The sequence below is a fragment of the Mycobacterium gordonae genome (genome assembly GCF_001417955.2).
In the GTDB taxonomy this organism is placed as follows: domain Bacteria; phylum Actinomycetota; class Actinomycetes; order Mycobacteriales; family Mycobacteriaceae; genus Mycobacterium; species Mycobacterium gordonae_B.
This window is the reverse complement of the sequence record NZ_LKTM01000223.1, coordinates 136,134-154,596: the sequence shown is the minus strand read 5'-3', so window position 1 is coordinate 154,596 and position 18,463 is coordinate 136,134. Positions and strand designations below refer to the sequence as shown.

The window sequence follows — 18,463 nt, the reverse complement described above, 5'->3', positions numbered from 1 at the left end:
AAGCGAGGTTCACGATGACCGAGACGGATTACGTCGACGTCCTCATCGTCGGCGCCGGCATCTCGGGCCTCGGGGCGGCCTATCGCATCCTCGAGCGCAACCCGGGCTTGTCCTACCTGATCCTGGAGCGGCGGGAGCGGATCGGCGGCACCTGGGACCTGTTCCGGTACCCGGGGGTGCGCTCGGACAGCAGCATCTTTACGCTCAGCTTCCCCTTCGAGCCGTGGACCCGCGAAGAAGGCGTCGCCGACGGCGAACACATCCGCGAGTACCTGACCGCCATGGCCCGCAAGTACGGCATCGACAAGCACATCCGGTTCCGCAGCCACGTCCGGGGCGCGAACTGGGACTCGGCCACTGATACCTGGACCGTCCGCTACGAGCAGGACGGCGTCACCAGGCAGTGCCGCAGCAGGTTCGCGTTCTTCGGCAGCGGCTACTACGACTACGACGCGGGTTACACCCCCGACTTCCCCGGCATCGACCAGTTCGGCGGCACCGTCGTGCATCCGCAGCACTGGCCCGAGGACCTTGACTACACGGGCAAGAACGTCGTTGTGATCGGCAGCGGCGCGACCGCGGTGACGCTGATTCCGGCGATGGCCGAAAAAGCCGGCAAGGTGGTCATGCTGCAGCGTTCGCCGACGTACCTGATCTCGTCGTCCAAGTACAGCAAGGTCGCCTGGCTCAGCCGAAAGTTGTTGCCCCGCAGGCTTGCTCACCTGACCATCCGGTTCTACAACGCGCTGATGGAGGGCGTGCTGTGGTTCCTGTCACGCAAGACGCCGCCGCTGATCAAGTGGCTGCTGCGCCGCAAAGCGGTGCAGAATCTGCCGGCGGGCTACGACGTCGACACCCACTTCAAGCCCCGCTACAACCCGTGGGACCAGCGGCTGTGCCTGATCCCGGACGCCGACCTCTACCAGGTCGTGGCCGACGGTCGCGCCGAGGTGGTCACCGATCACATCGACCATTTCGACGCCGCCGGCATCGCCCTGAAATCCGGGCGGCATCTGGACGCCGACGTCATCGTCACCGCCACCGGCCTGCAATTGCAGGCCCTCGGCGGCGCCGCCATCAGCATCGACGGCGTGGAGATCAACCCGAGGGACCGCTTCGTCTACAAGGCGCACATGCTCGAGGACGTCCCCAACCTGTTCTGGTGCGTCGGCTATACGAATGCCTCGTGGACCTTGCGGGCGGATATGACCGCGCGGGCGACCGCCAAGCTGCTGGCCTACATGGCCGAGCACGGCTACACCCACGCCAGCCCGCACCTCGGTGATCAGCCGATGACCGAGAAGCCGGCGTGGGACATTCAGGCCGGCTACGTCAAGCGGGCGCTGCACGCGCTGCCCAAGTCGGGCACCAAACGGCCCTGGAACGTGCGGCAGAACTATTTCGCCGACGCCATTGAATACCGGTTCGACCGCATCGACGAGGCCATGGAGTTCGGCCGGGTCGCGGACCGCGCCGCCCTGGCGGGTTAGGCGGACGCCCCCAGCGAGATCTTCTTGCCGCAGTTCGGGCAGAACTTCTCGGTGTGGTGATGTTGCGCGCCGCAGTTGGCGCAGAAGTGCGGTTCGTCGGTGCCGGCAGCAGGGACGAGTTCCAGCGGGCGCACCGTGTCGTCGGCGGCGTCTTCGTCGTCCGGTTCGGAGGATTCTTCTTCGGCGCCGCGCTGGCGCCGATTCCGGACCACCAGAAGACTCACCCAGCCGCCGACCAGCAGAACCAGCAAGGCACCAGCTGCGATGTACCACAACAGGTTTGACCGCTCGAACACCGAGACGTCACCGTACTGCTGGCGGAGATTGGCCGCACTGGTCTTGAGATCGGCGGCGCCGGGATAGTCGGGCGACAGCGTCAGGGCCAGGTCGAAGTCGGCGATCGCATCGCTGTAGCGGCCCTCGTAGTAATGACTGAGTCCGCGGCGGTAGGCCTGATCGGCCGGCCCGAGCGCGGGCTTGACGGCCTTGGCGGCCAGCATCGTCGCGAGGGTGTCCGCGGGTGCGATGAAGTTGAACGGCTGCGGTTCGCCGGCGGGCCCGAAACTGTTGACGCCGATCACCTTTCCGCTGAGATCCACGGTCGGGCCGCCGCTCATGCCCTCGGCGACGGCGGCGTCGATCTCGTAGACCGGGCTCGATTTCACGTTCGACTTCTTGCTCACCTTGCCGCTCTTGTTGGTCGGGTCGAGCGACCGGCCGGTCAGCCTTGCAGTGGGTTCGGCGTAACCGACGGCCAGCACGGGTGTGCCGATGCTGACCGCGGAGTCGGTGGTGAGTTCGGACGACGGCAGATTGTGTTTGTCAACCTTCAGCAGGGCCACGTCACCTTTGCCGAGCGGCTTGAAGTCCACGACGGAGGCAGGCATCTTCTCAGCGATCTTCGTCCCGGTGCCGTAGATCAGCGTCAGGTTCACCTGCGGCCCCTGGCCCGGCAAGGTGCCCTCCACCCGCGCATTCTTCGCCAGCCAATCCAGCGTCGCCAGCGGATCCTGGCTGACCGGCGCGTCCGGATATTGGGCCTGGTACTCGCTGACCGCCCGTTTGAGTATCTGCTCCTTCGCCGTATCCGGATCGGCGCAGTGCCCGGCGGTGGCGACCCAGCCGTCGGGGTTGACGACGAATCCGGTGCAGTTCCAGGTGGTGACGAACGGGGCGTTGGATCCTTCGCCGAAGAACGACAGCGTCTTCCCATCGGGCAACCTGACCATGCCGTACGCCTCGACACCGAGAAACATGACGGCCGGCCGTATCCGTGCCGCTGCAATCTGTTCGGCATTGGCCTGCGGTCGACCACCATCGGCCACCGCGGTGGCGGGCCACGACACCGAAACGACGAGCGCGGCTGCGGCAAGCATTGCTCGGCACAGGGTCACTCCGTCAGCTTCCCGGTGTCGGCGCCTCTGCGGGAAGGGCCCGAAGTCCTCTGCCCGTGGGTCGTTGGTATCCGGTCGTTGGTATCCGGTCATTGGTATTCGGTCGTTGGTATTCAGAAGCCGCCGCAATAGGCTGGCGTTCATGGCAGCTGAGAAGCGCGAACCCAATGTCGTTGTCCTCGGTGGCGGTTCCTGGGGCACCACGGTCGCCTCAATCTGCGCGCGCCGCGGACCGACGCTGCAGTGGGTGCGGTCGGAGGAAACGGCCAAGGACATCAACGAGAATCACCGCAACAGCCGCTACCTCGGCAACGAGGTAGCGCTGAGCAACTCGCTGCGCGCCACTACCGACTTCGCCGAAGCCGCCAATTGCGCGGACGTTCTGGTCATGGGCGTGCCGTCGCACGGCTTCCGCGGAGTGCTGACCGAGCTGGCCAAGGAACTGCGGCCGTGGGTGCCGGTGGTCTCCCTGGTGAAGGGGCTCGAACAGGGCACCAACATGCGGATGTCCCAGATCATCGAGGAGATCCTGCCCGGGCATCCCGCCGGAATTCTGGCCGGACCGAACATCGCGCGTGAGGTCGCCGAGGGGTACGCCGCGGCCGCGGTGCTGGCCATGCCGGACCAACACCTGGCCACCCGGCTGTCGCACATGTTCCGCACCCGGCGTTTCCGCGTCTACACCACCGACGACGTGATCGGCGTGGAGATGGCCGGAGCGCTCAAGAACGTCTTCGCCATCGCCGTCGGGATGGGCTATTCGCTGGGCATCGGCGAGAACACCCGGGCACTGGTGATCGCCCGGGCGCTGCGCGAGATGACCAAGCTCGGGGTGGCGATGGGCGGCAACGCCGAGACCTTCCCCGGCCTGGCCGGTCTCGGCGACCTGATCGTCACGTGCACCAGCCAGCGCAGCCGCAACCGCCACGTCGGCGAACAGCTGGGCGCCGGCAAGCCCATCGACGAGATCATCGCCTCGATGAACCAGGTGGCCGAGGGCGTCAAGGCCGCCAGTGTGATCATGGAATTCGCTGAGGAGTTCGGTTTGAACATGCCTATCGCACGCGAGGTCGACGCCGTGATCAACCACGGCTCGACCGTCGAGCAGGCTTACAGTGGCCTGGCCGCCGAGGAACCCGGACACGAGGTGCACGGCTCCGGGTTCTGACCCCAGGCTCCATCAGGCGCTGATCAGGTGCGGCGCATAGAAAATTTGCGTTCGCTATGCACCCAGCGCGTCCGGTTGCCGGTGCCAGCCGCCCCCCATACCGTCTTTCAAAGGTCGTCATGCGGGCCGCCCGAAACACCGGTGTTTCGGGTCAGTCCGTATTCGCTTGTGCGTCAGAGCGTTACGGCTGACCCGGGGCGGATGTCGCATTGTCCCCCGCTACATCTGACGAGGGAGCATCCGTTGATCGACGAAATCGGGGTCCCCTCGCGAACAGGTCGACTGCGGGCCGTCATGCAACACGACCTGCCGGCGTCACTGGTAGTTTTCCTGGTGGCACTTCCCTTGTCGCTGGGCATCGCGATCGCCTCCGACGCGCCGGTGCTCGCCGGTCTGATCGCCGCGATCGTCGGCGGTATCGTCGGCGGCGCACTGGGTGGGTCGCCACTGCAGGTGAGCGGCCCGGCCGCCGGCCTCACGGTGATCGTCGCCGATCTGATAGCCGAATTCGGCTGGGGTCTAACATGCTTCATCACCGCTGTCGCGGGCCTCATGCAGGTGCTGTTGGGGCTCAGCCGCGTTGCCCGTGCGGCGCTTGCGATTTCGCCGGTGGTGGTGCACGCGATGTTGGCCGGCATCGGGATCACCATCGCGCTGCAGCAGACGCATGTGCTGTTGGGTGGAGAGTCGCACAGCTCGGCCTGGGTCAACGTGGTGGAACTGCCTGCCCAGATCCTCGGCGCTCACCGGCCCGGACTCTTCCTCGGCCTGCTGGTGATCGCGATCATGGTCGCGTGGCGGTGGGCCCCGGCGAAGCTGGCCGCCATTCCCGGCCCACTGGTCGCCATCGTGGTCGTGACGGTGATCTCGGTGGTGTTTCCGTTCACCGTCTCACGTATCACGCTGGAAGGCTCCGTGATCGACGCGCTGCAGTTGCCCTCGATACCGCACGGCAACTGGGGGGCTGTGGTGGTCGGCATCATCACCGTCACGCTGATCACGAGCGTGCAGAGCCTGTTGACGGCGGTCGCCACCGACCGGATGCACACCGGGCCGCGCACCAACCTCGACCGCGAGTTGATCGGCCAGGGCGCCTCCAACATCGTCTCGGGCGCCATCGGCGGCCTGCCGATCGCCGGAGTCATCGTGCGCAGCTCGGCAAATATCAAGGCGGGGGCCAAAACCAGCGCCTCGACGATCCTGCACGGGTTCTGGATCCTGCTGTTCGCGCTGCCCTTCGCGGGCCTGATCGAACAGATACCCAGCGCCGCGCTGGCCGGGCTGCTGATTGTGATCGGAATTCAGCTGTTACAACCGGCGCACATCGAAACCGCGGTCAAGACCGGCGATTTCGCGATCTATCTGGTGACCATCGTCGCCGTCGTCTTCCTCAACCTCCTGCACGGCGTCCTGATCGGGCTGGCCCTGGCCATCGCGATGACCGGATGGCGGGTCATCCGGGCCAAGGTGCAGGCCGCTGCCGACGGCGATCAGTGGCGCGTCACCATAGAGGGAGCCTGCACCTTCCTCAGCCTGCCGCGGCTGACCCGCGTGCTGGCCTCGATACCCCGCGGCAGCACCGTCACCCTGCACATCGCGGTCACTTACCTCGATCATGCTGCGCATCAAGCGATTACCGACTGGCAGCAGCAGCACCTGGCCAACGGCGGCCAAGTTCACATCGACGGCGTGCTGGAGCGGGGACACTCACCGGGAACGCAGGTCGCATCGGTAGTGGGAGGGACCGCGCCCGAACCCGCCGTCTGAGTTCCGCGCCTACCCCTTGGCGCAAGGGTCCGGCGTACTGGCCGTCTTGAGGATGTTCACACCGCCGCGCTTCTGAAGCGGGCTGAAGAGCCGGAACACCTCGACGACAATCATCCTCCTGGTCGGTGCGTCACCCCACCTCCAGTAGACATAACCGACGCCGTCGTTGGTGTCCTCCAGGCACCAGCGCAGTCCTTGAAGATCACGACCGATGGGCAACTGGCTGCGGAGCGCTGCCACTTCCCGGTCGAACGGCAATGCCAGCTCCCAGAACTCGCTCGCGTCCCATTCGTTCGTCCGCGAGGAATCGATCAGCTTCGAGCCTGGCGGCAAAGCGAGATCGACGAGTTGTGACCTTGCCGTACCGCCGGGTGTCAAAGCCGCCCGTTCGCGGTGGGTGGCTATCACTCCGACGGCCACGGCCGCGACGACGAGAAGACCCACGGCGGCAACTGCCCGGATCCAGGTTCGGAGCCTCCTGCGGGCCCGGCCGTCGGGTGCTGGCGACGGCGTCGTCATACCCCTCTTTTCATGGGTGGCCAGCGTACCGGCAACGACGCCAAAGGACTTTCGGTTCTAGTCCGGACCGCAAAGTGCGGGGACGATTGCCCACATCGCGGATGAAGGGAATGCCATGAGATCAGAATTCTTAGCCCGCCGCCTCGCCGCTACGGCCGGGGCAGCCGCACTCATCGCCATGGGTGTCGTAGGGACATCTGCCGCCTGCGGCAACTCCGGCGCCAATGCTCCCCAGCAACCACCAGCGGCCACGCCCAGCCTCACGAGCATCTACTCCTCGATCACGTCGTGGCTCACCTCACTCAGCACTGCCTTGAGCGTGCCCAACAGAACAACCGCGGTCACCTCCGTTCGCGGCTGAACCGGACACACAGCGGAAGTGCAGATGACGCGGTCAGAGCCAGGGTGGTACCCGGATCCGTCCGGGGCGGCAGGGTCCCGATATTGGGACGGCCATGATTGGGGGGCCTTCGTGCCGCCGGGCGGCATCGACACGCGCAGTGTGGCCGATAAACGCACGCGTGCAGTGACGGCCAAGGCATCACCCGTCAGCATCGCGCAGGGAATCTCGCTGATCCTGTTCGCGCTGATATTCGGATATTTCCATGCCGGCGCGTTACCCGATGTGCCTACGCGCCGGGCACACGCCCCCGCATTGGTGGACACCTTGTGGCGCACTTACTTTCTGACCGTTCTGGCGCTCTGTGTGGCGGCGTTGATCCTGGGAATTCTTGCCCTGGTCAGACCGGAGTCTCACCCGCTGTACAGCGTCATCACGGGGGTCTCGACGGTCGTGGTGGGATTGGCCGGGTGCCTCCTCGGCCTCTTGTCCGTGGGCAACGGCGACGACATGGGCACCCCGATTGCCTATCTGTTCTCCGGCCTTTCGTTCGCCTGCTGCGGTGCGGTGATCACCGCCCTGTCCGTCGCTGTGCTTGCCAGAAGGCGCCGCGCACAGCGTGAAGCCGTCACCGGCTACTGACCGGCTATCGTCCGAACTTCGTTCCGATGCAGAGATTTTCGCAACGCCCACCGCACGGTTGGTCGTCGAACGCCCACCCCGGCGCGGGCCTTAATACTCTTCACCGCAGGCCGAAAGGCCCTTCCCGAGCGCCACCCCGACCCGGCAACGTAGCCCTCCGCGGCTGCTCAAGGACCCGCATCCAACAGGACCGAGGGAAATGACCATGGTTCGCGCATTATCGACCGCGGCGATCGTAACGACTCTCCTCGCGTTCAATTGCGCTGTGGCACTGGGCATGCCGGCGCAGAGCGGGTCGAGGACCATATTGCCGCAGGACCCTCCGCCGTCGATGATCGCCGGTACCTCATGGCGCTTCGTCGAGATCATGGGCGCGGCGCCCCCCACGGCCGTCCAGCCGACGTTGGCATTCTCCGCCGATGGCGCGGCGACCGGCGATACAGGCTGCAATCAGTTCTCCGGGCGCTACGTTTCGAGCGGGACAGATCTGAGTTTTTCCGATCTCTCGTACACGAAAATGATGTGTGGTCCTGACGTCATGGCGGTGGAAATGGCTGTCCAGCAAACCCTTAAGCGTTCCGGTCGAATGGCCAATCCTCCGGGCGGCCTCGAGTTGTTCGCGTCCGACGGGACTGTGCTCGCACGCCTGACAGCGGTGACGTGATTTGCCAGACCGCGGCGGCACCGTTGCCGTAATGGGACCGCCGCTTGCTGTTCGCTCGTATTGTGCAACTACGTAACACCAGTCAGGAGCCGAGGGGGTAACCAACATGACGGTGATTGCCAGTGCCTTGAGTCGGCGCAGGGGGTGTCCCCGGAAACCTGGGGTCGGCGTACTCGCGGTGATCGGAGCCCTCGTCCTGACCGTGCCACTGTCCGGATGCCGGGGTCCCTCCGGAGGTCAGGCGTCGACGTCGAGTTCGACCTCGGCAGCGCCGACGAGCGGGCAGGGCACGTACCGGGTCGCCGCGACCATCCGCGTCGGCAAGGGACCCGGAGGCGTGGCGGTGGACTCGGGCACCCATACCGTCTATGTCGGCAACTTGGACCCCGACAGCGGCGACGGCACGCTCTCGGTGATCGATGGGTCGACGCGCACGGTGACCGCCACGGTGCCTCTGGGCAAGCGCTCGGGCCCGGTGGCGGTGGATCCCGGCACCCACACCGTCTACGTGGTCAACGCCACGGACAGCACCGTGTCGGTCATCGACGGCCCGTCCAACAAGATCACCGCCACGGTGCCCGTCGCCCCCGGCTCGAAGTCGGTCGCACTCGACCCGGGCACTCACACCGTCTACGTCGGCGCTTCCGATCCCAACGACGGGCACGGCTCGGTGGCAGTGATCGATGGGTCGAGCCACGCCGTCACCTCGACCGTGCCTGTCGGCAAATTCCTGGGCGAGGTGGCGGTCGATCCCGGCACCCACGTCGTCTACGTCACCAACTCGGGCGACGACACCATGTCGATGATCGACGGGTCGACGCATGCCGTGACCGCCACGATGCCGGTCGGCCAGTGGCCCGAATCCGTTGCGGTCGACCCCGACACCCACGTCGTCTACGTCGCCACCCGGGACCCCGAAAGCGCCCCGAACGACACCCAGCCCCCGTCGCGCAGTGGCAGGGTGTCGGTGGTCGACGCATCGACCCGCACGGTGACCGCGACCGTTCCCATCGGCAAGTCACCGGACGGGCTGGCGGTTGATCCGGGCACCCACACCGTCTACGTCACCAAGTACGCCAACGACACCCTCGCGGTGATCGACGGGTCGACGCGCGGGGTCACCGTCACCGCGCCCCTCGTCGGGGCGTCGCTGGGGCACGGCGTCGCCGTGGATCCGGCGACCCACACCGTCTACGTCACAAACTTCAATGACGGCACGGTGTCGGTGATTGAGCGCTGAGGTCTGACCAATCCCTCTGGGGGATATGGTAATTCGTCCGGCACCGGTTCGGGCACGACCGCTGTGAGCCGGTGCGGCAGAAGCTCACATGTTCACCGGCACGTCGTAGACATTGAGCCGGGATCCATCCTTCATGCTCGTTTCCCACACGACCACATGGCTGGGACCACGTTGCTGCGCCGGGTAAGTGGAAGTGAAGGTGAAGGCGTACCAGTTGCCCCATTCCTGCTGCGTCGCAGTCGTAAAACCGTGGTCCAACTCTGCACCTTCGGCGGCGTCGACCGAGTAGGAGAGCGTTCCCTCGAAGACATTGGCGGCTCCGGATACCTTCAGCGGTGAGGTCACTGATTGCCCGGGAAGCGGATCCTCGACGAGGATCTTCGGCGTCAACATCTCGAGGTCGCCGCGCTTGAGATCCACCCCGCCTTCCACGGGTTTGCCCTCGAGGGTGATGGTCACCTGCCGCACGTCGGGGAATTGGGTTAGTGTGAAAACGATTTCGGCGACACGGAGTTGAATCCGCCGCGCGGCCTGCCCCGACTGGAAGTCGCTGGAAAGGTCGACGGTAGCGGTGCCGTCGAGGACCTTGAGGCCGAGCAGTTTGGATGCTGACGGGATATCGGTCGACATACCGATGCTTCGCTCGAAGTCACTGGGTCCAGACAAAAGGGCCTGCACCGCTTGATCTTTCGCGCTCGGATCGGCCACCTGACGACCCGCGGTAGCAACCTTGTCCGCCCGGACGAAGTAGACCCGGACCGTACCGGCGGCCGGTGACACGGTCGAAGCCGCCGGCGGCTTCGGTGACGTCGCCGCCGGCTGTCGGGGCTCGCCGCACGCGGTTCCCACCAGCAACAAGCTCACGGCCGAAAGAACCCACGTCGTCAGCCTCATAGCGAGGAGCGTGGCATCGAACATCACGGTGACAACAGGGGCGAATGGCCTCATTTCAGTCACCGGACGCCGTCCGTTATGCCCTACCGCCATGGTCCGCCGGCGTTTTAGTCTGACAACGCCCGCGGCACCATTCGTAAGGAGCCTCAGATGCGGTTTTGCAGGCCGGCGAACTGCTTGGGAGCATGGCTGATGTTCGCAGCGGCAGTGCTGGGAGCATCGGGCATGCCGACCGTCGCGCGGGCCGACCCACCCGGTCGACTCATCTACGAGATGGTCGTGTGGGCGCCCGATACCAGGAGTCAGGGCTGGCGTGGCCTGCTATATGACACCGAGGGCAATCCGGTCCAAGCTGAGCCCGGGCAGAAGGTGACCACGCTCCTCGGCGACTTCGTCAGTGTCGCATGCGAGATGCTGTGGGACGTCTGCGGAATGATCCGCGTCGACATGGCGCAATGGATGAAGACCCATTCGACCAACACGCCCTCGATCGGCGTGTCAAACGACTGGGACTACCGCATGTATGTGAGCGGTGAAACCTCTCCCGAGCCGCAATGGAAGAGCACCCTCGTGCACGCCGGCTCCGAAGTTCCACCGAACACCACACCGGTCGACACGCCGATGGGTCCGTTCCGCACTGGTGGCCCCAACGCGGTCGGCTGGGCGCGCGCCGGCTGGTTCCCGGTGGGATGGCAGCCGCCGCCGCAATAGTCCGCCCGGTCATCGGCTGGCCGTCCACCAGTCGTAGAGGTTGGCGAGATCGGGCCCGCTGGCTAGGGCGAGGACAAGATTCGATTCGTTCGTCCACTCCACGGCGAGGTCGGGACCACCTTCCAGGCGGCCGCACAAGACCGAACCGAAGGACTGATTCGGGGTTCGGTCGTCACGCCAGGACCCCGGCGAAGGCCGGCCGCCCGGGCAGGGCACCGGCTGGTTCACATGAGTCAGGACCGTATCCCGCCGGCAGCAGCCTCCGGAGTTCGTCGAGCGGCTCCGCCCCAGCTGGCGGTGCCGCGACGACGGCTGCGGCCGTTACGGCTGCCGCGGCGCACCACGCGCGGATCCTGGATGTTGACACTGGCTGCGCCTCAGGCGCCTTCGGGGTATCCCGGCGGCCTGAATGGTTGTTGGACAACAGAGGCGGCACTACATCGACAGTCGCCCCGGCATCAGCCGCGGGCCATCTGCTCCAGCCGGCGAATGCGGTCCTCGATCGGCGGGTGCGTCGAGAACATTGACCCGATGCGCTCGCCGGCGCGGAACGGGTTGGCGATCATCAGGTGGGCCTGGCTGGCCAGCTGTGGCTCGGGCGGCAACGGTGCCATCTGCACGCCGCCGGAAATCTTGCGCAACGCGGACGCCAACGCGAGCGGGTCACCGGTCAGCATCGCGCCGGACTCGTCGGCCTGATACTCCCGGGAGCGAGACACCGCCAGCCGCACGACCGTCGCGGCTATCGGGCCAAGTAACGAAACCAGCAGCAGGGCAAAGGGATTAGCGCCACCTTCGCGGTTGCCCCCGAATGCGCCGAACCACATGGCCATGTTGGCCAGGGCGGTGACCACCGATGCGAGCGCACCGGCCACACAGGAGATCAGGATGTCGCGGTTGTAGACGTGTGACAGCTCATGACCCAGCACGGCGCGCAGCTCGCGCTCGTTGAGGATCTGCAGGATCCCGGTGGTGCAACACACCGCGGCATTGCGCGGGTTGCGACCGGTGGCGAATGCGTTGGGCGCGTTGGTGTCGCTGATGTAAAGCCGGGGCATGGGCTGGTGGGCGGCGGTGGCCAACTCCCGCACGATCCGGTACATGGCGGGGTACTGCAACTCCGACACCGGTACCGCGTGCATGGCCCGCAGCGCCAGCTTGTCGCTGTTGTAGTAGGTGTAGACGTTGATCCCGACCGCGAACAGGGTCGCGAAAATCAGGGCGGTTCTGCCGAACAGCGCGCCGACGAACACGATCATCGCCGACATACCGACCAACAGCAGGAATGTCTTCAGCCTGTTGGCATGCGGATGCCAGGTCATGGGTGTGTCCTCCTACGACTTGATTACAGCGGATCAACGGTCGAGAGGACGCTTCGGGTTCCGATCGGTGCGGACAGGTTCAGCCGTGCCGGCTGACGGTGTAGTCGACCAGCGACTGTAACGCGTCGCGGCCGGGACACTGCGGCAACAGGCTGAGCTCGTGATGGGCCCGGTCCGCATAGCCTGCAAGCGTCTGCTTGGCCTGGGCCATGCCCGGTGAAGCCCGTAGCAGGGCGAGCGCTTCGGTCACCTCACCGTCGTCGTGGATGGGTCCGGCCAGCAGCTCGCGCAGCCGCGCGCCGTCGTCGTCGGTGCCTTGCAGGGCGTACAGCATCGGCAGCGTGCGCACACCTTCGCGAAGGTCGGTGCCGGGCACCTTGCCCGACTCGTCGGACTCGCTGTCGATGTCGATGATGTCGTCGGCGATCTGGAATGCGGTGCCGACGATGCCGCCCAGCCGGCTCAGCCGTTCGATCTGATCGTCGTCGGCGCCCGAGAACATGCCGCCGAACCGGCCGGCGGCGCCGATCAGACTGCCCGTTTTCTCGTGGACCACCCTCAGGTACTGCTCGATGCGGTCCACCCCGTCGGGCGTTCCTCGGGTCTCTCGCATCTGCCCGGTCACCAGCTCGGCGAACGTGTCGGCGACGATCCGCACTGCTTCCGGCCCCAGCCGGGACACCAGGCGCGACGCCGTCGCCAACAGATAGTCCCCGGCCAGGATGGCGACGTTGTTGCCCCAGCGCGCGTTGGCACTGGGAGCCCCGCGGCGAACTTCGGCCTCGTCCATCACGTCGTCGTGATACAGCGTCGCGAGGTGGATGAGCTCCACCACGGCACCGGCCACGGTCACGTCCGCGTTGTCCGGATCCGGCCCGGTTTGGGCGGCCAACACCGTGAACAGCGGACGGAACCGCTTGCCGCCGGCCTGGAACAGATGCAGCAGGGACTCGGTCATCACCTCGTCGGACCCCCGCAGCTCGGCATCCATGAGCTGCTCGACCCGGGCGACACCGTCACGCACAGTCGCGGCGAACCCGGCGTCACCGAAGTCCACGCCCGCCACCACCGTCGCCGGAGTTCTCATTCGACCAACATACTGGTGGGCGTGGAGAACAAAGTCCCCAGAGCCCTGCGCGCGCAGGTGGTGGTAGTCGGTGCCGGACCGGCCGGGTCGGCGGCGGCCGCCTGGGCCGCCCGGGCGGGACGGGACGTCCTGGTCATCGATTCGGCCAGTTTTCCCCGCGACAAGGCGTGTGGCGACGGGCTGACACCCCGGGCCATTCTCGAGCTCGATCGGCTGGGGCTGGGCGAGTGGCTGTCCGGCCGCATTCGGCACCAGGGCCTGCGCATGAGCGGCTTCGGCGGCGAGGTGGAGGTGCAGTGGCCGGGTCCGTCATTCCCGCCGCACAGCAGCGCGGTGGCGCGCCTGGAACTCGACGACCGGATCCGCAAGGTTGCCGAAGAGTCCGGGGCGCGCATGTTACTGGGCACCAAAGTGGTTGAGGTGCATCATGATTCGTCACGGCGGGTGACTTCGGTGACGTTGGCGGACCGTACCGAGGTGGCGTGTGACCAGCTGATCGTCGCCGACGGCGCGCGGTCGTCGCTGGGCCGCAAACTGGGCCGCCGCTGGCATCAGGAGACGGTGTACGGGGTGGCTGCCCGTGGGTACCTGACGACGCCGCGCAGTGACGACCCCTGGCTGACGTCGCATCTGGAACTGCGCTCGCCCGACGGCGCCGTGCTGCCGGGCTATGGCTGGATCTTCCCGCTGGGCAACGGCGAAGTGAATATCGGCGTAGGAGCGTTGTCGACCACCAGGCGGCCGGCCGATCTGGCGTTGCGACCGCTGATCTCCTACTACACCGACCTGCGGCGCGACGAGTGGGGATTCGAGGGACCGCCGCGGGCGGTGGCCTCAGCACTGCTGCCGATGGGTGGCGCGGTGTCTGGCGTCGCCGGGCCGAACTGGATGCTGATCGGCGACGCCGCGGCGTGCGTCAACCCGCTGAACGGCGAGGGCATCGACTACGGCTTGGAAACGGGCCGGCTGGCCGCCGAAATGCTGGAGCTGCCCGACTTTTCCCAGTTATGGCCGGCACTGCTGACCGACCACTACGCCCACGGCTTCTCGGTCGCGCGCCGGCTGGCGCTGCTGCTGACCTTCCAGCGATTCCTGCCGGCGACCGGGCCGATCGCGATGCGGTCCACCACGTTGATGCGGATCGCTGTGCGGGTGATGGCCAATCTGGTCACCGATGAGGACGCCGACTGGGTGGCGCGGGTGTGGCGCGGCGGCGGGCGGGCTTCGCGCCTGATCGACCGCCGCCCACCGTTCACCTGAGGTCGCCCAAGGGTGCCGAGCAGACACAAAATCGCACGATTTGGTGCCGCACAGTGCGATTTCGCGGCTGCTCGCGCCACCGGGGGTGACCCCGAGTACAGGTATCAACCTAATTGACATGCATCAGGTAGGTTGATATGGTGAGGGCATGACTTCACCAGTGGATTTTCATTTCGAAGAGGCTTACCGCGGCGAATCGGAGCAGCTCGGCGAGGGCGTCCGGCCGCCGTGGAGCATCGGGGAGCCCCAGCCCGAGCTGGCCGCGCTCATCGAGCAGGGCAAGTTCCGCGGCGACGTTCTCGACGCCGGTTGCGGAGAGGGCGCGATCTCGCTGGCGTTGGCCGAACGGGGTCACAGCACCGTCGGCCTGGACGCCTCCCCCACCGCCATCAAGCTGGCCCAGGCCGAGGCGCAGCGGCGTGGTCTGACCAACGCGAGCTTCGCGGTCGCCGACATCAGCGATTTCGGCAGCTACCCCGGCGGATTGGCCGGCCGGTTCGACACGATCGTCGACTCCACCCTTTTCCACTCGATGCCCGTCGAGCTGCGTGAGGGCTATCAGCAGTCCATCGTGCGCGCCGCGGCTCCCGGGGCGTCCTACTTCGTGCTCGTCTTCGACAAGGCCGCGCTGTCCCAGGGCCCGGTGAATGCCGTCACCGAGGACGAACTGCGCGAGGTCGTCTCCAAGTACTGGGTGATCGACGAGATCCGGCCGGCGCGCATTCACGCCCACCTGCCGGCGGACGCCCCGGAGATGCCCGGCTTCGAGGCCCGCGACGAACCCGACGGCCGCAAGTCGGTCGCCGCCTGGCTGCTCTCGGCCCATCTCGGCTGATCGCCCAGGTGTATAGTCCGTCTAATGAAGGCATTTAGGCTGGGTGCTTTCGCGGCCATGGCGGTCGCCGCTATCGGAGTGGCGGCACCCGCCCAGGCCGACGACTACGACGCCCCGTTCAACTCGCAACTGCACACCTACGGCATCTACGGCCCGCAGGACTACAACGCCTGGCTGGGCAAGATCAGCTGCCAGCGCATCGAGCGGGGCGTGGACGGGGATCCGTACAAGTCGGCCACGTTCCTGCAGCGCAATCTGCCGCGAGGCACCACCCAGGGGCAGGCGTTCCAGTTCCTCGGCGCGGCGCTCGACCACTACTGCCCCGAGCAGGTCGGCTTCTTGCAGCGCGCCGGCACTTAAGGGCGCAGGCTCGGCGCCGTACTCAGATTGGCTTGTACGCCGCGTGCAACGCCACGATCCCGCCGCTCAGATTGCGCCACCGCACCGCGGACCATCCCGCTCCCGCGATCTCCTGCGCCAGCGCCTCCTGGTCGGGCCAGGCCCTGATCGACTCGGCCAGGTAGACGTAGGCGTCGGGGTTACTGGATACCGCGCGCGCCACCCGCGGCAGCGCCTGCATCAGGTACTCCTTGTACGCGGTGGCGAACAACGGGCTTGTGGGAGTGGAGAATTCGCACACCACCAGCCGGCCACCGGGCCGCGTGACCCGAGCCATTTCGCGCAGCCCGGCGGCGAAGTCGGCCACGTTGCGCAATCCGAAGCTGATGGTGACCGCGTCGAACACCTCGTCGGCGAACGGCAACCGGGTCGCGTCGCCGGCGACCTTGGGTACGTCACGGGAGCTGCCCGCGGAGAGCATGCCGACGGAGAAGTCGGCCGCCACACACCAGGCCCCGGACTTGGCCAACTCGACAGTCGACACCGCGGTGCCCGCGGCCAGATCCAGCACCTTCTGTCCGGGCCCGATTTTCAGCGCCGACCGGGTGGCGCGCCGCCAGAACCGGTCCTGGCCCAGCGACAGCACGGTATTGGTGATGTCGTATCGGCGGGCGACCCCGTCGAACATCGACGCGACGTCCCGGGGATCCTTATCAAGGTCGGCGCGGCTCACCCCTGAGACGCTACCCGGCCGCCGGATACGGGAATTCGTCGCCGGTCAATGCGTTGCAAGACTGCGTGAGCGAAAAAGTATGGTTTATCACCGGGACATCGCGCGGCTTCGGACGCCAATGGGCAACGGCCGCATTGAAACGTGGCGACAAGGTGGCCGCCACGGCACGTGACACCGCGTCGCTGGACGACCTGGTCGGCGAATACGGTGACGCGCTGTTGCCGATCCAGTTGGACGTGACCGACCGGGACGCGGATTTCGCTGCCGTCCAGCAGGCCCACGACCACTTCGGGCGGCTGGACATCGTGGTCAACAACGCCGGCTACGGACAGTTCGGATTCATCGAGGAAGTCTCGGAGCAGGACGCCCGCGACCAGATCGAAACGAACGTGTTCGGCGCGCTGTGGATCACGCAGGCCGCATTGCCCTACCTCCGGGCGCAGCGCAGCGGGCACATCATTCAGGTGTCGTCGATCGGTGGCATCACGGCGTTCCCCGACGTCGGGATCTACCACGCCTCCAAGTGGGCACTGGAGGGTTTCTCGCAGGCACTGGCCCAGGAGGTCGCGCCGTTCGGCGTCCACGTCACGCTGATCGAGCCCGGCGGGTTCGACACCGACTGGGCCGGATCGTCGTCGCGCCGCGCTGAGCGTCTGCCGGACTACGCCGAAGTGCATGCCAAGCAGGACGAATGGCGAAAGCAGCGGTGGGCGGCCCCGGGTGACCCGTCGGCGTCGGCGGAGGCGCTGCTGAAAGTGGTGGATGCCGACGAGCCGCCGCTACGGGTTTTCTTCGGCGCTTCCCCGCTGGCAACAGCCAGGGCCGACTACGAGAACCGGCTGCGCACCTGGGAACAGTGGCAACCGGTGGCCGAGCTGGCTCAGGGCTAGGTCTTTCAGGCGTATCGCCGGGTGGCCCGGGCCCGTTCGGGACGGGCCATCACGGCTTCGTAGTGGCCGAGTAGTTCGTCACAGATGACCGACCAGCTGCGGCCGAGCACGCTGCGCCGAGCGGCCTGCGAGTAGCGCTGGCGCTCGGCCAGTAGGTGTTCGACGGCCCCGGGCAGCCGCGCCTCGAACTCGGCCACCGGCAGCAACAGGCCGGTGCGGCACGGCGACACCAGGTCGCGCGGGCCGCCGGCGTCGGGGGCGATGACCGGCAACCCCGACGCCAGCGCTTCCTGCACGACCTGACAGAACGTCTCGTGTTCGCCGGGATGCACAAAGACGTCCATGCTGGCGTATGCCGCGGCGAGCTCGTCACCGTACAACGCGCCCGTGAATATCGCTGTGGGCATTGCCTTTTGCAGTTTCGGAAGGTCGACGCCGTCGCCCACGACGACCAACCGAACGGTGCCGGCACCCGCGAGCGCCGCGAGCCGTTCGACGTGCTTCTCCGGGGCGAGTCGGCCGACGAACCCGACGACCGGCCGGCCGTCGGGAGACCACCGCCGGCGCAGCGCCTCGTCGCGCGCAGACGGCGCGAACCGGATCAGGTCGACGCCGCGCGCCCACCGGTGAACACGCGGGAAACCCTGAGCGGCAAGGACTTCCATAGTCGGGGTGGACGGTGCCAGAGTGCGGTCGGCGCGACTGTGCAGGCGCCGGAACCATGCCCAGGCGGCCCGGGTCGTCATCGGGATGCCGTAGCTGGCCGCAAAGCCCGGTACGTCGGTCTGGTAGACGGCCACGGTGGGGACGCCGAGTCGGCGCGCGGCCAGCAGCCCGCCGTAACCGAGCAGCGCCGGCGAGGCCAGGTGCACCACGTCGGGGTCGAATCCGCGCAGGACCCGCAGGATTCGCGGGGTGGGTACGCCCAGTGGGAGCGTGGTCACCTTGGGAAACATCCGCGACGGCGTCCGGTGGATGCGGACACCGTCGTGCACACGGTCGGCGCGGGCCTCACCGGGTGGGTTGTCCGGTGCGATGACGAGGGCCTCGTGACCGGTGCGGCGCAGGTGCTCGAGAACCCGCACCACCGAGTTACTTACACCGTTGACCTGCGGCAGGAACGATTCGGCGACGATTGCAACGCGCACGCCACCACAGTGGCAGCAGC

General features: G+C 66.8%; 19 protein-coding genes. 12 read left to right on the top strand and 7 right to left on the bottom strand.

The window, feature by feature from the left end:
• The first annotated feature begins 14 nt into the window (after positions 1-14).
• Complete coding sequence (locus AO501_RS16890) at positions 15-1,490, top strand: flavin-containing monooxygenase (RefSeq protein ID WP_055578788.1); 1,476 nt, start codon at positions 15-17, stop codon at positions 1,488-1,490.
• On the opposite strand, the gene AO501_RS16885 is transcribed toward AO501_RS16890, so the two are convergent.
• A complete protein-coding gene (locus AO501_RS16885) occupies positions 1,487-2,884 on the bottom strand; it encodes a trypsin-like peptidase domain-containing protein (RefSeq protein ID WP_055578787.1) in 1,398 nt (465 codons plus the stop codon). The genes AO501_RS16890 and AO501_RS16885 overlap by 4 nt on opposite strands.
• 142 nt (positions 2,885-3,026) lie before the next feature.
• Here AO501_RS16885 and AO501_RS16880 point away from each other — a divergent pair, with 142 nt between their 5' ends.
• Positions 3,027-4,052: an NAD(P)H-dependent glycerol-3-phosphate dehydrogenase gene (locus AO501_RS16880; RefSeq protein WP_055578786.1), complete on the top strand. Its 1,026-nt coding sequence runs from the start codon at positions 3,027-3,029 to the stop codon at positions 4,050-4,052.
• Between the two features lie 294 nt (positions 4,053-4,346).
• On the top strand, positions 4,347-5,819 hold the full coding sequence (locus AO501_RS16875) for a SulP family inorganic anion transporter (protein ID WP_055578785.1): 1,473 nt from the start codon (positions 4,347-4,349) through the stop codon (positions 5,817-5,819).
• 9 nt (positions 5,820-5,828) lie between these two features.
• Here AO501_RS16875 and AO501_RS16870 read toward each other — a convergent pair whose 3' ends face one another.
• Positions 5,829-6,338, bottom strand: coding sequence for a hypothetical protein (locus tag AO501_RS16870; RefSeq protein ID WP_156452618.1), 510 nt, complete (start codon positions 6,336-6,338; stop codon positions 5,829-5,831).
• Between the two features lie 115 nt (positions 6,339-6,453).
• On the opposite strand from AO501_RS16870, the gene AO501_RS37290 reads away from it, so the two are divergent.
• The 4 genes from AO501_RS37290 (at position 6,454) to AO501_RS16855 (ending at position 9,224) form a co-directional block, all read left to right on the top strand.
• On the top strand, positions 6,454-6,699 hold the full coding sequence (locus AO501_RS37290) for a hypothetical protein (RefSeq protein WP_156452617.1): 246 nt from the start codon (positions 6,454-6,456) through the stop codon (positions 6,697-6,699).
• A gap of 24 nt (positions 6,700-6,723) precedes the next feature.
• Positions 6,724-7,320, top strand: coding sequence for a DUF2510 domain-containing protein (locus AO501_RS16865; RefSeq protein ID WP_156452616.1), 597 nt, complete (start codon positions 6,724-6,726; stop codon positions 7,318-7,320).
• Between the two features lie 199 nt (positions 7,321-7,519).
• Positions 7,520-7,984: an META domain-containing protein gene (locus AO501_RS16860; protein ID WP_055578782.1), complete on the top strand. Its 465-nt coding sequence runs from the start codon at positions 7,520-7,522 to the stop codon at positions 7,982-7,984.
• Between the two features lie 178 nt (positions 7,985-8,162).
• Positions 8,163-9,224 (top strand): YncE family protein, encoded by a 1,062-nt coding sequence (locus AO501_RS16855; RefSeq protein ID WP_197419875.1) that lies wholly within the window; start codon positions 8,163-8,165, stop codon positions 9,222-9,224.
• An 84-nt stretch (positions 9,225-9,308) separates the two neighbouring features.
• Here the strand turns inward: AO501_RS16855 and AO501_RS16850 are convergent, their stop codons facing one another.
• Complete coding sequence (locus tag AO501_RS16850; protein ID WP_231752525.1) at positions 9,309-10,172, bottom strand: GerMN domain-containing protein; 864 nt, start codon at positions 10,170-10,172, stop codon at positions 9,309-9,311.
• A gap of 138 nt (positions 10,173-10,310) precedes the next feature.
• Between AO501_RS16850 and AO501_RS16845 the strand changes: the two genes are divergently transcribed.
• Positions 10,311-10,829 (top strand): hypothetical protein, encoded by a 519-nt coding sequence (locus AO501_RS16845; RefSeq protein WP_055578779.1) that lies wholly within the window; start codon positions 10,311-10,313, stop codon positions 10,827-10,829.
• 458 nt (positions 10,830-11,287) lie between these two features.
• Here AO501_RS16845 and htpX read toward each other — a convergent pair whose 3' ends face one another.
• Positions 11,288-12,151, bottom strand: coding sequence for a zinc metalloprotease HtpX (htpX, locus tag AO501_RS16840; protein ID WP_055578778.1), 864 nt, complete (start codon positions 12,149-12,151; stop codon positions 11,288-11,290).
• Between the two features lie 79 nt (positions 12,152-12,230).
• The gene (gene grcC1 / locus AO501_RS16835) at positions 12,231-13,238 is read right to left on the bottom strand and encodes a nonaprenyl/(2E,6E)-farnesyl/geranylgeranyl diphosphat synthase (RefSeq protein ID WP_055578777.1); all 1,008 of its coding nucleotides are present in this window, start codon (positions 13,236-13,238) and stop codon (positions 12,231-12,233) included.
• 21 nt (positions 13,239-13,259) lie between these two features.
• Here grcC1 and menJ point away from each other — a divergent pair, with 21 nt between their 5' ends.
• From menJ to AO501_RS16820, 3 genes are all read left to right on the top strand, one after another.
• Complete coding sequence (menJ, locus tag AO501_RS16830) at positions 13,260-14,498, top strand: menaquinone reductase (RefSeq protein ID WP_055578902.1); 1,239 nt, start codon at positions 13,260-13,262, stop codon at positions 14,496-14,498.
• A gap of 148 nt (positions 14,499-14,646) precedes the next feature.
• Positions 14,647-15,333, top strand: a complete 687-nt coding sequence (locus AO501_RS16825; RefSeq protein ID WP_055578776.1) for a class I SAM-dependent methyltransferase — start codon at positions 14,647-14,649, stop codon at positions 15,331-15,333.
• Between the two features lie 24 nt (positions 15,334-15,357).
• Positions 15,358-15,693, top strand: a complete 336-nt coding sequence (locus AO501_RS16820; RefSeq protein WP_055578775.1) for a DUF732 domain-containing protein — start codon at positions 15,358-15,360, stop codon at positions 15,691-15,693.
• A gap of 22 nt (positions 15,694-15,715) precedes the next feature.
• On the opposite strand, the gene AO501_RS16815 is transcribed toward AO501_RS16820, so the two are convergent.
• Positions 15,716-16,405 (bottom strand): demethylmenaquinone methyltransferase, encoded by a 690-nt coding sequence (locus AO501_RS16815; protein WP_055578774.1) that lies wholly within the window; start codon positions 16,403-16,405, stop codon positions 15,716-15,718.
• 65 nt (positions 16,406-16,470) lie between these two features.
• On the opposite strand from AO501_RS16815, the gene AO501_RS16810 reads away from it, so the two are divergent.
• Positions 16,471-17,295 (top strand): SDR family oxidoreductase, encoded by an 825-nt coding sequence (locus AO501_RS16810; RefSeq protein WP_055578773.1) that lies wholly within the window; start codon positions 16,471-16,473, stop codon positions 17,293-17,295.
• Between the two features lie 5 nt (positions 17,296-17,300).
• Here AO501_RS16810 and AO501_RS16805 read toward each other — a convergent pair whose 3' ends face one another.
• Entirely contained in the window at positions 17,301-18,443 is a 1,143-nt protein-coding gene (locus AO501_RS16805; protein WP_055578772.1) for a glycosyltransferase family 4 protein, read from the bottom strand.
• Positions 18,444-18,463 lie beyond the last annotated feature (20 nt).

Bases quoted from the DNA above. Each gene is read 5' to 3' on its own strand.
- AO501_RS16890 (WP_055578788.1), top strand. From the start codon at position 15: ATGACCGAGACGGATTACGTCGACGTCCTCATCGTCGGCGCCGGCATC.
- AO501_RS16880 (WP_055578786.1), top strand. From the start codon at position 3,027: ATGGCAGCTGAGAAGCGCGAACCCAATGTCGTTGTCCTCGGTGGCGGT.
- AO501_RS16875 (WP_055578785.1), top strand. From the start codon at position 4,347: ATGCAACACGACCTGCCGGCGTCACTGGTAGTTTTCCTGGTGGCACTT.
- AO501_RS16870 (WP_156452618.1), bottom strand. From the start codon at position 6,338: ATGACGACGCCGTCGCCAGCACCCGACGGCCGGGCCCGCAGGAGGCTC.
- AO501_RS37290 (WP_156452617.1), top strand. From the start codon at position 6,454: ATGAGATCAGAATTCTTAGCCCGCCGCCTCGCCGCTACGGCCGGGGCA.
- AO501_RS16865 (WP_156452616.1), top strand. From the start codon at position 6,724: ATGACGCGGTCAGAGCCAGGGTGGTACCCGGATCCGTCCGGGGCGGCA.
- AO501_RS16860 (WP_055578782.1), top strand. From the start codon at position 7,520: ATGACCATGGTTCGCGCATTATCGACCGCGGCGATCGTAACGACTCTC.
- AO501_RS16850 (WP_231752525.1), bottom strand. From the start codon at position 10,172: ATGAGGCCATTCGCCCCTGTTGTCACCGTGATGTTCGATGCCACGCTC.
- AO501_RS16845 (WP_055578779.1), top strand. From the start codon at position 10,311: ATGTTCGCAGCGGCAGTGCTGGGAGCATCGGGCATGCCGACCGTCGCG.
- htpX (WP_055578778.1), bottom strand. From the start codon at position 12,151: ATGACCTGGCATCCGCATGCCAACAGGCTGAAGACATTCCTGCTGTTG.
- grcC1 (WP_055578777.1), bottom strand. From the start codon at position 13,238: ATGAGAACTCCGGCGACGGTGGTGGCGGGCGTGGACTTCGGTGACGCC.
- AO501_RS16825 (WP_055578776.1), top strand. From the start codon at position 14,647: ATGACTTCACCAGTGGATTTTCATTTCGAAGAGGCTTACCGCGGCGAA.
- AO501_RS16820 (WP_055578775.1), top strand. From the start codon at position 15,358: ATGAAGGCATTTAGGCTGGGTGCTTTCGCGGCCATGGCGGTCGCCGCT.